This is a genomic window from Sphingomonas lacunae (genome assembly GCF_012979535.1).
GTDB classification, from domain to species: Bacteria; Pseudomonadota; Alphaproteobacteria; order Sphingomonadales; family Sphingomonadaceae; genus Sphingopyxis; species Sphingopyxis lacunae.
On sequence record NZ_CP053015.1, the window covers coordinates 1006269 to 1019798 of the forward strand.

At 63.5% G+C, this 13530-nt stretch carries 14 protein-coding genes; 12 read left to right on the forward strand and 2 right to left on the reverse strand.

All coding sequences use genetic code 11. The features are described from left to right. The first annotated feature begins 3 nt into the window (after window positions 1–3). The 6 genes from GV829_RS04675 (at window position 4) to GV829_RS04700 (ending at window position 4605) form a co-directional block, all read left to right on the forward strand. Window positions 4–2859: a hypothetical protein gene (locus GV829_RS04675; RefSeq protein WP_169944319.1), complete on the forward strand. Its 2856-nt coding sequence runs from the start codon at window positions 4–6 to the stop codon at window positions 2857–2859. Next, entirely contained in the window at window positions 2856–3062 is a 207-nt protein-coding gene (locus tag GV829_RS04680; protein ID WP_169944321.1) for a hypothetical protein, read from the forward strand. The genes GV829_RS04675 and GV829_RS04680 overlap by 4 nt, the downstream gene beginning before the upstream one ends. Further along, window positions 3059–3526: an N-acetylmuramoyl-L-alanine amidase gene (locus tag GV829_RS04685; RefSeq protein ID WP_169944323.1), complete on the forward strand. Its 468-nt coding sequence runs from the start codon at window positions 3059–3061 to the stop codon at window positions 3524–3526. The genes GV829_RS04680 and GV829_RS04685 overlap by 4 nt, the downstream gene beginning before the upstream one ends. After that, entirely contained in the window at window positions 3523–3816 is a 294-nt protein-coding gene (locus tag GV829_RS04690) for a hypothetical protein (RefSeq protein WP_169944326.1), read from the forward strand. Before GV829_RS04685 ends, GV829_RS04690 begins: the two co-directional genes overlap by 4 nt. Continuing rightward, window positions 3813–4019: a hypothetical protein gene (locus tag GV829_RS04695; protein ID WP_169944328.1), complete on the forward strand. Its 207-nt coding sequence runs from the start codon at window positions 3813–3815 to the stop codon at window positions 4017–4019. Before GV829_RS04690 ends, GV829_RS04695 begins: the two co-directional genes overlap by 4 nt. Before the next feature lie 250 nt (window positions 4020–4269). After that, window positions 4270–4605, forward strand: coding sequence for a hypothetical protein (locus GV829_RS04700; protein ID WP_169944330.1), 336 nt, complete (start codon window positions 4270–4272; stop codon window positions 4603–4605). A 190-nt stretch (window positions 4606–4795) separates the two neighbouring features. Here the strand turns inward: GV829_RS04700 and GV829_RS04705 are convergent, their stop codons facing one another. Further along, window positions 4796–5011: a hypothetical protein gene (locus GV829_RS04705; protein ID WP_169944333.1), complete on the reverse strand. Its 216-nt coding sequence runs from the start codon at window positions 5009–5011 to the stop codon at window positions 4796–4798. Window positions 5012–5386: 375 nt separating this feature from the next. Here GV829_RS04705 and GV829_RS04710 point away from each other — a divergent pair, with 375 nt between their 5' ends. Next, on the forward strand, window positions 5387–6598 hold the full coding sequence (locus GV829_RS04710; protein ID WP_169944335.1) for an MFS transporter: 1212 nt from the start codon (window positions 5387–5389) through the stop codon (window positions 6596–6598). A gap of 15 nt (window positions 6599–6613) precedes the next feature. Here GV829_RS04710 and GV829_RS04715 read toward each other — a convergent pair whose 3' ends face one another. Next, window positions 6614–7372, reverse strand: a complete 759-nt coding sequence (locus GV829_RS04715) for a competence/damage-inducible protein A (RefSeq protein ID WP_169944337.1) — start codon at window positions 7370–7372, stop codon at window positions 6614–6616. 65 nt (window positions 7373–7437) lie between these two features. Here GV829_RS04715 and map point away from each other — a divergent pair, with 65 nt between their 5' ends. The 5 genes from map (at window position 7438) to GV829_RS04740 (ending at window position 13433) form a co-directional block, all read left to right on the forward strand. Further along, the gene (gene map, locus GV829_RS04720) at window positions 7438–8268 is read left to right on the forward strand and encodes a type I methionyl aminopeptidase (RefSeq protein WP_169944339.1); all 831 of its coding nucleotides are present in this window, start codon (window positions 7438–7440) and stop codon (window positions 8266–8268) included. Between the two features lie 250 nt (window positions 8269–8518). Beyond that, window positions 8519–8857: a P-II family nitrogen regulator gene (locus tag GV829_RS04725; protein WP_169944341.1), complete on the forward strand. Its 339-nt coding sequence runs from the start codon at window positions 8519–8521 to the stop codon at window positions 8855–8857. 120 nt (window positions 8858–8977) lie between these two features. Further along, on the forward strand, window positions 8978–10390 hold the full coding sequence (glnA, locus tag GV829_RS04730; RefSeq protein WP_169944343.1) for a type I glutamate--ammonia ligase: 1413 nt from the start codon (window positions 8978–8980) through the stop codon (window positions 10388–10390). 154 nt (window positions 10391–10544) lie between these two features. Beyond that, entirely contained in the window at window positions 10545–11876 is a 1332-nt protein-coding gene (locus GV829_RS04735; RefSeq protein ID WP_169944345.1) for a M20/M25/M40 family metallo-hydrolase, read from the forward strand. Between the two features lie 132 nt (window positions 11877–12008). Then, complete coding sequence (locus GV829_RS04740; protein ID WP_169944347.1) at window positions 12009–13433, forward strand: aldehyde dehydrogenase family protein; 1425 nt, start codon at window positions 12009–12011, stop codon at window positions 13431–13433. Window positions 13434–13530: the final 97 nt, after the last annotated feature.

Here is a 13530-nt window from a genome sequence, read left to right on the forward strand (position 1 = left end):
CCGATGACCGTGCCCGTTTCCGAGCCCATCGCAACCTATAGCGGCGATGGAACGGCCAACCCGCTGAGTTTCCCGCACCGGTTCTTGACAGTCGGCGACCTGAGGGTGACGGCCATCGCCGCCGATGGCGGCGAGACGGTGCTGACCATAAACATCCATTACACGGTGACCGGCGCCGACAATCCGGCAGGCGGCACAGTGACCCCATTGGCAGTTCGGCCGAGCGGTACGAGCTGGCGGATCGAGCGCGTTACACCGATCGAGCAACCAACCGATTATGTCAGCGGCAATGCCTTTCCCGCCGAAAGCCATGAGCGGGCGCTGGACCGGCTTGCCATGATTGCGCAGGATCAAGCGCGCGATGTGGCTGATATTGCCGCGCGTGCGCCGATGGTGGCATTTGGCGAAACCGCGCCAGCCATCGGTGAGATCAGCGATGGGCAGTTGCTGGGGCAGGTTGCCGGCAAGCTGGTCGGCATTAACGCCGATGTGTCGGGCGCGGCGCAATATGTTGCGGATGCAGCCGAACAGGCGGGCATAGCGACGGATCAGGCAGACTTGTCGTTGATCCGTGCCGCTGCGGCGCTTGGCGGGCAGGAGGCAGCCGAGGACGCGGCGGCGCTGGCCGAGCAGCAGGTTGACCTGGCCGAGATACAGGCTGACCGCGCGGCATCGGTGGCGTTGGTCAATGGCTGCTATCCGAACGCCTATGCCGCCGCCGTGCCGCGCGGTGTCACCGCGCTCGCCTTTGTTGGTGGCTCTGGCTACACCAATGGCACCCATGCGTTGGTGGCCAGTGGTGGGCCGACTGATTTTGCTGGAACGATCACGGTGGCGGGTGGCGCGATCACCGCCGCGACGATCCTCAATCCCGGCCTGTCAACCAGCGGCACCGCGCCAACGCTGACATTCCCGGCGGCGGGGGCTGGCACTGGCGGTTCGGTCACGGCGACGGTCGGTTATCGGGTGCCGCTGGGTGAAACCTATTGGGCCGCCGACGCCAGCGGGCGGGTGGCCAATCAATGGCGCAACACGGCGGGCAGCCCGGTACCGGTGACAAGCGGCGGGGTGCAGCATTCGCATTCGCTGCGACCGATGGTCGAGGAAGCGCTGATTGCGCACACGCCGTTGCTCAATTCGGCCATATTGTCCACGCGGCCCGAGCTGCGCCGCCTCAAGCGGTTGTGGATGCTGGACAACAGCAAGGAATATGCGGTGCAGTGGTTCGACCGGCAGACCGGCTTGCTGCGCTGTCGCTTTGCCGAAGTGGCGGACCCGACCAAGGTTTATTATGCGCACCTGTTCGGCGGCAACCCCAACCCTTCGACCGATCCCGGCCTGAACGGCGGTGTCGGCAAAGTGCTGGTCAATGTCATTGGGCCGACTGCCGGGGTGATCGCCGGGCAGGCGTTGATCGATCTGGACGATGGTGCCAACTATGGCCCGCCATCGATCCTGACGCTATCCACCACGCGGTTGGACCCCAACGCGCTGGGCTTTACCGCGTTTGAGCAGCAAGCCATCCTGACGGTGATGAACAGCGGCAAGCCGCCGGACTATGGCGTTTTTCAGCCGAAGGCGACGGTGACGGCGCTCAACGAATTCATCACCTGGATTGGTTGTGACCATGTGCCCGCGTCCTCTCGGGAAAGCCTGTATGTCAGTCAGGTGATTTTGCAGCGGCCCGGCGCTTCAACGACATGGACCGCGCGGCTGACCGTATCGTGCGAGCGCATGGGTGTGATCGTCGGCACGTTCTACACTTCGATTGAGAGCGCGACGAACCCGTTTCTGGCCGGGGGGTATTTCCCCACCAACCTGTCCCGCATGACTTTGCGCATCGCCAGTCTGACCGGTCCCGCCGTCAACAGCGGCATCGAAGTGCATTTGCGGCTGGACTGGACGAAGATGTCGGGCTTGGCGAACCTGACCTATACCAGCTATTCGCAGACAGGCATCCACCCGCGCAACGTCCGCACCCCGCGCACGGTGCGCGCCGAGGCTCGGGCCAGCACGGTTGAGCCCTATCGCACCATCTTTTGGGGCACCGGGCTGGACCCTGTGACGCCAAACGTGTCGGGCCTGACCGGCTATCCCAGCTTGTTGGCGGCGGTGCAGGCGCAGATGTTCCCCGGCACAACCTATGACATCTCCAATTTTGAGATGTTCCAGATGATCGCGCCGGGTGCGCCGATCCTGTTCCAATGCGTGGTTGACGGTCATGTCGAGGACATCACCTATCGCAATGTGCCGGGGCGCGGCCTGATTTCCGACCTGATTATCCCGCATGGGGCGATCATCCGGGGTCTTGGCATGGGCAACACGGTGCTGCGCACTGACGGAGGCAGCGATGTTCGCCCGGTGTGGGAGCGCATTTTCAGTTCCGAGGTTGAGGACTTGACCATCTATAACCGCAATGCAGGCGGTTATGTTGAGCATAACGATAATCAGTCTGAGCGGTCGAAGGCATCTGGCGTCGGTGAAAAAATCCAGAATTTTGCCATCACGCAAATTGCGCGGCGGGTCGAGTTCAAGACCGATAATGCCACACAGTCCGGCGTTGGTATGGGCATTTCGTCCGATCAGCTGGGTCGATACGAGGAATGCGTTTTCAAGCGCACTGTCTCGTCAACGCTGCCGTTTTTCTACAGCCATGGCAGCGTGACGACGAGTAACCCGACGCGAAAAGGGCGGCTCGAATTCATCAACTGCCGCGATGAAAGCCACCCCGATTGCCTTAACTCCATCGCGACGGCGGCGAACGCCGGGCAGGACACTTTGCCGCACGAGCTGCTGGTTTCCGGCGGCACGCTGCGCGCGATCACGCTGGCGAGCAACTGGCGGAGGATTGGCGGATGAGTGAGCGCCGCACGCTGACTGATGCTGACGTCGCCGCCATCGCTGATGCGTTGGAAACCAAGCTGGAGAGCCGTTTCTATGCCAACCTGGGCAAAGGCGTGTGGGCCATTGTCTGGAAAGTGATCATTGCCGCTTTGTTGTTCATCGCGGCCTATGGCGCGGTCAAGGGCGGGGTTATGCCACCAACGGAGGTGAAGCAGTGAAGCGCGCCATTACCCTGATCGCTGTGCATTGCACCGCCACGGTCGAGGGCCGGCCCTTTACCGTCGAAAGCATCCGGTCGATGCACAAGGCACAGGGCTGGTCTGACATCGGCTATCACTGGCTGATCGGCATTAACGGCGAGGTGTGGGCTGGCCGCCCGGAAGCGGTGCAGGGCAGCCATATCAAGGGTCATAACCGGGACAGCATCGGCATTTGCTATGTCGGCGGAATCGGTCGTGACGGCAAGGCGAAGGATACGCGGACTCCTGCACAGCTGGCCGCGCTCAAAACCCTGTTGGAGATGAAGCGCGCGGAAAATCCGGCTGCGAAAATCCGTGGCCACCGGGATATGTCGCCCGACGCGGACGGCGATGGCAAGGTGGAGCCGCATGAGTGGCTGAAAATGTGCCCCTGCTTTGACGTGGTTTCGTGGTGCAAGGCCCAAGGGATTGATCCCCTATGACACCGCCGCGCCCCGAATGGCGCGTGTGGCTCTATGGCCTTGCCTGGCTGGGCGGCGGCGTCGCCGCCTTTGGGCTGGCGATATGGCTGATCGTGCTGATCCGATGGGACTGGCCCGCCGCCACGGCGGCCCAGCGGCTCGACATCCTTGGCAAGGGGCTGTTCGCCGCGTTGGGCATTGTCGCCCTGGTCGCCTTTGGCCTGACCATGCGGGCGGCCATCCGCAATTTCAAACTGACCGGCGCCATGGGATCGGCCGAGGCGCACAGTTCGGCAGAGGATGACCGATGACGCTGCGCCTGCGCCCGACCCCTCCATCGCCGCAGCGGCTGGCGCGGCGGCAAGCGTTGGTCACCAATGCGGCCGTGGTCCAATCAGCATCGATCGCATCGGTCGCGACGGCCGATGTCGGCGAGCTGCAAGAGGTGATCGCGGCACAAGCCGAAACCATCGCCACCATCAACGAACGGCTGGACAACGCCGACATTCCATAGGAGCCCGCCATGGACCTGCTTGCCCTTGCCCGCCGATTGACCTGGCCGTTCCTTGCCGCGCTGATCCTGCTCGGTCTGGTCGCTGTCACCTTTCAGCAATGCTCAAAGGCCCGGCAGGCAAGCAGTGCGGCCGCTGTGGCGCAAAGTCAGGCAGGGGCGACTTCCGCGTCAGGGCGCGACGCCGTTACCACTGTCGGACGCACTGAGCGCCATTCTGACACTATCGACCAAATGCACCGGGAGAATGCCCATGTCATCCAATCGTCGCCGGGCGCTGATGCGCCTGTGGATCCTGCCCTGTCTGGCGCTGCCCGTCGCGGCCTGTGTCGGTACGCCGCCAATCGTGGCAAGCCCGAGTGCGTGCAGCTCGCTCCTGCCGCCGGAGTGGCAAGCGGGCGTTGAGGGTGCGCCGCTGCCGGCAGGCGAGACGATCGGCGAGTGGATCAGCTATGCCGACGCGCAGACGGGGCAGCTCGACAAGGCCAATGATCGCTATGTCGCGGCGACGGGCATCATCAGCCGTTGCGAAGAACGCGACCGGCAGGCCATCGAGCGCAACCGTCGGCGGTGGTGGCAGATCCTTTGATCATTGAAGTGCCTTCCCAGGAATGGTACATGCTGAACATCCCTAGAGGTGGGAACCGCCACCCCACGCACCCGCAAGGGTAGAGGCTTCGAGCCGAGAGATCGCGGATGGCATCGCGCTAGGGACTGTCCACTGTCTTTGTCAGGGGATCTCGGAAAATCCCGTCGAGCGATCGGCGGGGTTTTTCGTTTCATCTGCGGCCGCGCCACACGGCGATCGCCAGAATCACAATGACCAGGAGCAGAACCGCGCCGTCGATCAGCAGCAGCTGGTGCTGATCGGCAAAGGTGGGCGGGCCTTCGCTGATTGTGACCGGCCCCTCTGGTTCGGGCGCGTATCCATCAAACACGTTGGGGGGCGTGCCGATAGCTAAAGGGGGTTGCTCTTCAACAGGTATCGTGGCCATTACGCATTGTACCGCATTCCGACAAAATGCGGAAGCTGATGCAATTTCGGACTGTTTTTGGAAAGCTAAGTTATTGAAAAATCATAATAGCTTGCAGCTTCCCAAGCTTACGACGAGGGTTCGATTCCCTTCACCCGCTCCAGCTTGGGCAATGGTCGTTCCGACCGGCAGATAGAGGGCGAGTTAGAGTGACCTTGCGCCCTCTGCACCCCCTCCCTTTTTTGACTGGAAAGCAGACAATACAGGCTGGAATTGCACAGAGACTTTCAGGCGCGCCGGGATATTTTACGCGCCACAATAAATGCTTGCTGTGACTCTTTTTGCTCTAATATCTCCTGATTCTCTGGCGTCGCGGGCAGCGTCGAGCGATAAGCGATGAGCAAACGACCGCATGCCATCCTGTTCATTGTTGCGACCATTTTTGTCGACGCGATCGGCTTTGGCATCATCATGCCGGTGCTGCCACAGCTGGTGATGGATGTGGCGAACAAGCCGTTGGACGAGGCCATCAGCATCGGCGCCTGGATCGGCTTTGCCATGGCGCTGGCGAGCTTTTTCGCCGCACCCATCCTGGGCAACCTGTCCGATGCCTATGGCCGCCGCCGCGTGCTGCTGATCGCGCTGGGCGGTCTCGCGCTCGATTATCTGTTGCTGACGGTCGTACAGACATTGCCATGGCTGTTCATCGCCCGGATCATCTCGGGCGTGGTCGGCGGCAGCTATGCCGCAGCGCAGGCGGCGATTGCCGACATCACCGCGCCCGAAGAGCGCGCCCGCAACTTCGGCTTTGTCGGCGCGGCGTTCGGCGTCGGCTTCATCGCCGGACCGGTGATCGGCGGCCTGCTCGGCGAGATGGGCCCGCGCGCGCCCTTTATCGCCGCCGCGATCCTCGCCGGGCTCAATTTCCTCTATGGCCTGACGCTGTTCCCCGAGACGCTGCCGCCCGAGCGCCGCCGCCCGTTCGACTGGCGCCGCGCCAACCCGCTCGGCGCGCTCAACACCGCGCGCGCCGTGCCGGGCGTGATGGCCGTGGTGGTGATCCTGACGCTGTGGCAGGTCGCCAGCCTGGTCTATCCGTTGACCTGGACCTGGTATGCGATCGCCCGCTTTGACTGGACCCCGGGCATCATCGGCGCGAGTCTGGCGGGGGTTGGCGTGGTACTGGCGCTGAGCCAGATTTTCCTGACCGGCAGGGCCGTGGCGACACTGGGCGAGCGCAACGCCGCATCGGTCGGCCTGGTCGGCGCGTCAGGATGCTTCCTCGCCTATGCCTTTGCCACACAGGGGTGGATGGCGGTCGCCGTCACCCCCTTCCTCGCGATCGGCGCGCTGGTGCAGCCCAGCCTGATGGCGATGCTGTCCCGCCGGGCGTCCGCCGACACACAAGGGGAAATGCAGGGCGTTGCGTCGATGGCAATGGGCGTGGGCTCGCTGGTCGCACCGCTGTTGCTGACCGGCACGATGGCCCGCTTTACCGGCCCGGATGCCCCGGTCGATTTTCCCGGCGCGGCCTTCATCGTCTCGACAGGCTTTGCGCTGGCGGCGCTGGTGCTGCTACGCCAGCTGCCCAAGGCGAGCCCGGCCTGACCGCCGCCGGCCGGCTCAGATACCGCCGGGGGTCGACTCATAGCCGAGCGCGGCGAGGCCGGTGGCGATGGCGGTGCTGCATGCCTGTGCCGCGTCGGCATCGGTCGAGCGGGTGACGAAATTGGCACCGACACGCCCCTCACGGAAGAAGGGATAGCTGCCGATGGCGCAGCCGTCATGCGCCTTTTCGGTCGAGCGGAGCAGGTCCGACACTTCGCTTTCCGCCACCCAGGCGCCGAGCGTGATCGAGACCACCGGCTTGCCGCCCTGAAGCGTGCCGGTCAGCGCGTCGAGCATGCCGGCGGTGATGTGCGGTACGCCGGCCATGACGAAGATATTGCCGAGCCGGATGCCCGGCGCGCCCGACATCTTGTTGGGGATGAGGTCCGCCCCGTCTGGCACACGGGCCATGCGCAGCCGTGCCTCGGTCACGCCGCCCCGCGTTTCATAATAGCGGGTGAGGATGGCGACGGCATCGGGATGATGGACCACGCCGACGCCGAGCGCGGCGGCAATGGCATCCACGGTGATGTCATCATGCGTCGGGCCAATGCCGCCGGTGGTGAAGAGATAATCATTGCGGGCGCGCAATATGTTCACCGCCTCGATGATCGCCTCCTGATCATCGGCGACGACGCGCACTTCGGCGAGGCGGATGCCCTGCACATTGAGCCAGGCCGCGATCTGCGCGACATTCTTGTCCTGCGTACGGCCCGAAAGGATCTCGTCGCCGATCACCACCAGAGCGGCGGTCCAGATTTTTTCCTGCGTCATGATGCCTGCCATAGCCGAGCGCGCAGGCATGGCAAACTGTCGCGTTTGCCATTATATCCCCCTCCATGATCGATTATGTCACCGTTTCATCCGCCGACACACCCGTCCGTGACGGAGCCATCCGCCTGCATGGGCCCGAGGGCTTTGAGGGGATGCGCAAGGCGGGGCGGCTGGCGGCGGCGGCGCTGGACCATATTGTCCCGCTGGTCGTGCCGGGTGCGGTGACGCAGGTGATTGATGATGCGGTGCGCGATTTTGTGCTGGCGGCAGGCGCGCTGCCCGCGACGGTCGGTTACCGCGGCTATGCCCATTCGAGCTGCATTTCGATCAACCATGTCGTGTGCCACGGCATCCCGTCGGAAAAGGCGCTGAAGGATGGCGACATTGTCAACATCGACATCACGGTGATTGTCGATGGCTGGCATGGCGACACCAGCCGCATGTTCCTGGTCGGTGATGTGCCGTTGAAGGCGCGGCGGCTGGTCGATGTGACCTATGAGTGCCTGATGATCGGCATCGAGCAGGCCAAGCCCGGCAATACGGTGGGTGACATTGGCCATGCCATCCAGAGCCATGCCGAGAAGCAGCGTTATGGCGTGGTCCGCGATTTTTGCGGTCATGGTCTGGGCCGGTTGTTCCATGACGCGCCCGAGATTGTCCATGTCGGGCGGCCGGGGCATGGGCCCGAACTGCGCCCCGGCATGTTTTTCACCATCGAGCCGATGATCAACCTCGGCAAGCCGGGGGTGAAGGTGCTCGACGACGGTTGGACGGCAGTGACCCGCGACCGGTCGCTATCGGCCCAGTTCGAGCATAGCATCGGCATCACCGAAACGGGCTGTGAGATCTTCACCAAAAGCCCGGCTGGCCTCGACAAGCCGCCCTATCAGGGCTGAATTTCCGGGCAGCGGCCTGCCTGAAAAACGGGCAGCATTTTGGGCGCTTGCCCGATTTTCTTGCAGCGGCCTCGGGGTGCCGGAGCGAAGTGCGGCGGGATTCGCGGGACTCCGCCCTGTGGGCAAAGTGGCACAGTTCCTGCATCCAACCGGACACACACCTCATCCTGCGCCAGTGGCGGGCATTTGCCCCGTGCCGGCGGCAGCGTGGGAACTGATCATCACGTCGACCGACATTTGCGGGGGATGCATGAAAAAGATCGAAGCCATCATCAAGCCGTTCAAGCTGGATGAAGTGAAGGAAGCGCTGCACGAAGTCGGCGTATCCGGCATCACCGTGACCGAGGCCAAGGGATTCGGCCGGCAAAAGGGCCACACCGAACTGTATCGCGGCGCCGAATATGTCGTCGACTTTCTGCCCAAGGTGAAGCTGGAAGTGGTGGTTGATGATGTGATGGCCGAACGCGTGGTGGAAGCCATTGCCAACGCCGCGCAGACCGGCCGCATCGGCGACGGCAAGATTTTCGTCATGCCTGTCGAGACCGCCCTTCGCATCCGCACCGGCGAGCGGGACAACGACGCCATCTGATCCCTTTTTCACGAAATTGATGGTCGTCATTCCGCCCCGGGGCGGGCGGGACCACAATAGACCAACCCAAACGCCCAATGGCCCAACCGCCACAGGCACTGCAGACGAGGACTCACACCCATGGCCAACACGCCGAAAGACATTGTCGCGATGATCAAGGACAAGGAGATCGAATGGGTCGATCTCCGCTTCACCGACCCCAAGGGCAAGTGGCAGCACCTGACCATGACCGCCGCGCTGATCGATGAAGACCAGCTGGAAGACGGCCTGATGTTCGACGGTTCGTCGATCGACGGGTGGAAGGCGATCAACGAATCGGACATGATCCTCAAGCCCGACCTCGATGCCATCCACATGGACCCGTTCAGCGCGACGCCGATGCTCGTGGTCTTCTGTGATATTGTCGAACCGTCGACCGGCGAACTTTATGCCCGCGACCCGCGTTCGACCGCCAAGCGCGCCGAAGCCTATGTCAAGGCAACTGGCATCGGCGACACCATCTATGTCGGCCCCGAAGCCGAATTCTTCATGTTTGACGATGTCCGTTTCGAAAATGGCTATGCCGGTTCGGGCTACACCATCGACGATGTCGAGCTGCCGACCAACACCGGCCGCAGCTATGATTCGGGCAATATGGGCCACCGCCCGCGCGCCAAGGGCGGTTATTTCCCGGTCGCCCCGGTGGACAGCGCCGTCGACATCCGCGCCGAGATGACCTCGACCATGCGCGAAATGGGCCTCAACATGGACAAGCACCACCATGAGGTGGCCGCTGCCCAGCACGAACTCGGCCTGACCTTTGACACGCTGGTCAAGACCGCCGACAATATGCAGATCTACAAATATGTCGTGCACCAGGTTGCCCATGCCTATGGCAAGACCGCGACCTTCATGCCCAAGCCGATCAAGGACGATAACGGCAGCGGCATGCACACCCACATGTCGATCTGGAAGGGCAAGGAGCCGTTGTTCGCCGGCAATGGCTATGCTGGCCTCTCTGACCTGTGCCTCTATTTCATCGGCGGCGTCATCAAGCACGCCAAGGCGCTGAACGCCTTCACCAACCCGACCACCAACAGCTACAAGCGCCTGGTGCCGGGCTTTGAAGCCCCCGTTCTGCTGGCCTATTCGTCGCGCAACCGCTCGGCATCGTGCCGCATCCCCTATGGTGCGGGCACCAAGTCGAAGCGCGTCGAGTTCCGTTTCCCTGACGCGATGGCCAACCCCTACCTGTGCTATTCGGCGCTGCTGATGGCGGGCCTCGACGGGATCCAGAACAAGATCCACCCCGGCGACGCGATGGACAAGAACCTCTATGACCTGCCGCCCGAAGAACTGAGCCAGGTGCCGACGGTCTGCGCCTCCTTGCGCGAAGCGCTGGATTCGCTGTCGGCCGACCATGACTTCCTGCTCAAGGGCGACGTGTTCACCAAGGACCAGATCGAAGCCTATATCGAGCTGAAGTGGAGCGAAGTGCACCGCTGGGAAATGACCCCCAGCCCGGTCGAATTCGACATGTATTACAGCTGGTAACAGCGACGCCCGGGCAGCCGTCCGGAGCGGGAAGAGAGGGGGTCGCGAGGAAGCTCGCGGCCCCCTTTCGCTTGGGAAGGGGAATCTTGCCCAGGATCGGCACGCAGAGGCGGCAGGTGCTTGCACCCTGCCATGGCGCTGCTAGGCTGGCGTCATGAAGAGATTTGCCCTGACCATCGCCCTGTTCGCCGCAACCATGCCCTTTGCGGCGGCGCCGTCACCAGTGTTGGCCGCTCCATCGTCCGCAGAGCGCCGCATGGCGGACTTTGTCGCCAGCGATGCCCCGCGCGGTGAGGCGTTGCTCGAACGGCTGGTCAACCAGAACAGCGGCACCCTGAATCTGGAGGGCGTGCGCGCCGCTGGCGACATGGTCCGTCCCGAATTTGAGGCGCTGGGCTTTGCCGTCAGCTGGATCGACATGGCCGAGACCGGTCGCGCCGGTCATCTGGTCGCCACGCATCGCGGCAATGGCCGTGGCAAGCGCATCCTGCTGATCGGGCATCTCGACACGGTGTTTGAACCGGGCAACCCGTTCCAGACCTATCGTCGGGAAGGCAACCGGGCGATCGGACCCGGCGTCGGCGATGACAAGGGCGGTGTGGTGGTCATCATCCAGGCGCTGCGCGCGATGCAGGCGGCCGGGACGTTGCGGGGTGCCGACATCATGGTCGTGCTGACTGGCGACGAGGAACGGACCGGTGACCCGTTACCCATTGCCCGGCGTGACCTGATCGCCGCCGGCGAGTGGGCGGATGTCGCGCTGGAATATGAAAATCTGGCGACCAGCGGCGAGGGCGAAACGCTGGCCGAATATGGCACGGTGGCCCGCCGCAGTTCAGGCAGCTGGGAAATCCGCACGACCGGCGAGACTGGCCATTCGAGCGGGATTTTTTCGGAACGGCAGGGGTATGGCGCAGCCTATGAACTGGTGCGCATTCTTGACGCCTTCCGGCGCGAACTGCCCGAAGCCAATCTGACCTATAATGTCGGTGTTATGGCGGGCGGCACACCGGCGAGCATCGATGCCGCCGGGGAGACAGTAAGCGCCACCGGCAAGACCAATATCATAGCCTCGACGGCCATTGCCCGGGGCGACATCCGCACGCTGACCGTGGAACAGGACGAGCGCGTGCGCGCCGCGATGCGGGCCATCGTCGGCCAGCACCTGCCGGGCACGACTGCCACAATCAGCTTTGATGAAAGCTACCCGCCGATGGCGCCCACTCCCGGCAACCGCGCACTGCTCGAGCGACTGAACGCGGTCAACCGGGATCTGGGCCTGCCGGTGATGGCGGAATATGACCCGGCACGGCGGGGAGCGGCCGATTCCAGCTTTGTCGCGGCTCTCGCCGACACGATGGGTGGCTTGGGCGCAGCAGGTGGCCTGGCTCATGCCGATGGCGAGTGGATCGACCTTGAAAGCCTGCCACGCCAGGCGCTGCGCTCCGCCGCGCTGATCAGCCGCCTGTCCCGCGAGCCCAGGTGAACGGGAAAGCCCGCTCGTTTCACCTCGTGCTTCCGCCAGCTTGTCTCTCCATCCGGGCTGGATAGGGTTGCATCCTGAAACGGGAAACCCCATGCCTGTGGGGGAAGGATTCATCCTGTCAGGAGAGAGAGCATGCGCGAAATTTTGCAGCATTATATCGACGGCCAATGGGTCGACAGCGAGGGCGGTGCCCGTCGCGAAGTGATCAATCCCGCGACCGAGGAAGCCTGTGCGGTCATTTCGGTCGGTACGCAGGCCGATGTCGACAAGGCGGTCGCCGCTGCCCGGCGGGCCTACAAGACATTCAGCCAGACGACACGCGAGGAGCGGTTGGCGCTGCTGGGCCGGATTGTCGAGGAATATAAGAAGCGCGGTGCTGATCTGGCCGTCGCCATGGCCGAGGAAATGGGCGCACCCGTCTCCTTTGCCGGAACCGCACAGGTCGGCGCCGGCATCGGCGGTTTCCTGAGCACCATCGCCGCGCTCAAGGATTTCAACTTCATGGAAGACGGCCCCGGCTACAAGGTCGCCTATGAGCCGATCGGCGTTGTGGGCATGATCACGCCGTGGAACTGGCCGCTCAACCAGATCGCGCTCAAGGTCGCGCCAGCTTTGGCAGCGGGCAACACGATGGTGCTCAAACCGTCGGAAGAATGCCCGACCAACGCCAAGATCTTTGCCGAGATCCTCGATGCTGCCGGTGTCCCGCCGGGCGTGTTCAACCTGGTGCAGGGTGATGGCCCGACCACCGGCAACGCCATTTCGAGCCACCCGGACATTGAGATGGTCAGCTTCACCGGATCGACCCGCGCCGGCATCGCCGTCGCCATCGCCGCCGCGCCGACGGTCAAGCGCGTCCATCAGGAACTGGGCGGCAAGTCACCCAACCTCGTCCTGCCCGATGCCGATTTCGCCACCCAGCTGGCGCCGGTTGCGATGGGTCCCCTGGTCAACACCGGCCAGTCCTGCATCAGCCCGACCAAGGTGCTGGTCGCCAAGGAACGCGAAGCGGAAGCGGTCGCTTTTTATACGTCCATGTATTCGGCAACCAAGGTTGGCGATCCGATGGCCGAAGGCGGTCACCTCGGCCCGCTGGTCAACAAGGCGCAATATGACAAGGTGCGCGAGCTGATCCAGTCGGCCATTGACGAGGGCGCCAAGCTTGAGACCGGCGGCACCGACCTGCCGGCCGAAGTCAATCGCGGTTTCTTTGTCCAGCCGACCGTCTTTTCGGGCGTCACGCCCGACATGCGCATTGCCAAGGAGGAGATCTTTGGCCCCGTCGCGACCATCATGACCTATGATGACCTCGAACAGGGCATTGAGCTGGCCAATGCCACCGAATATGGCCTGTCCGCTGCGATCACCGGTGACCCGGAAAAGGCAGCGCCGGTCGCCGCCAAGCTGCGTGCCGGCATGGTAGCGATCAACAACTGGGGCCCGACACCGGGTGCGCCGTTCGGAGGCTACAAGCAGTCAGGCAATGGCCGCGAGGGCGGCCTCGCCGGCCTCAAGGACTTCATGGAAATGAAGGCGATCAGCGGCATTCCCGCCTGATCCAAAGGCTCAACGGAACAAGAAAGCCGGGGCAGCGATGCTCCGGCTTTTTTGATTGGCTTTCCCGCCGGCAGGCCGGCGCGGCCTCTTGTTAGCC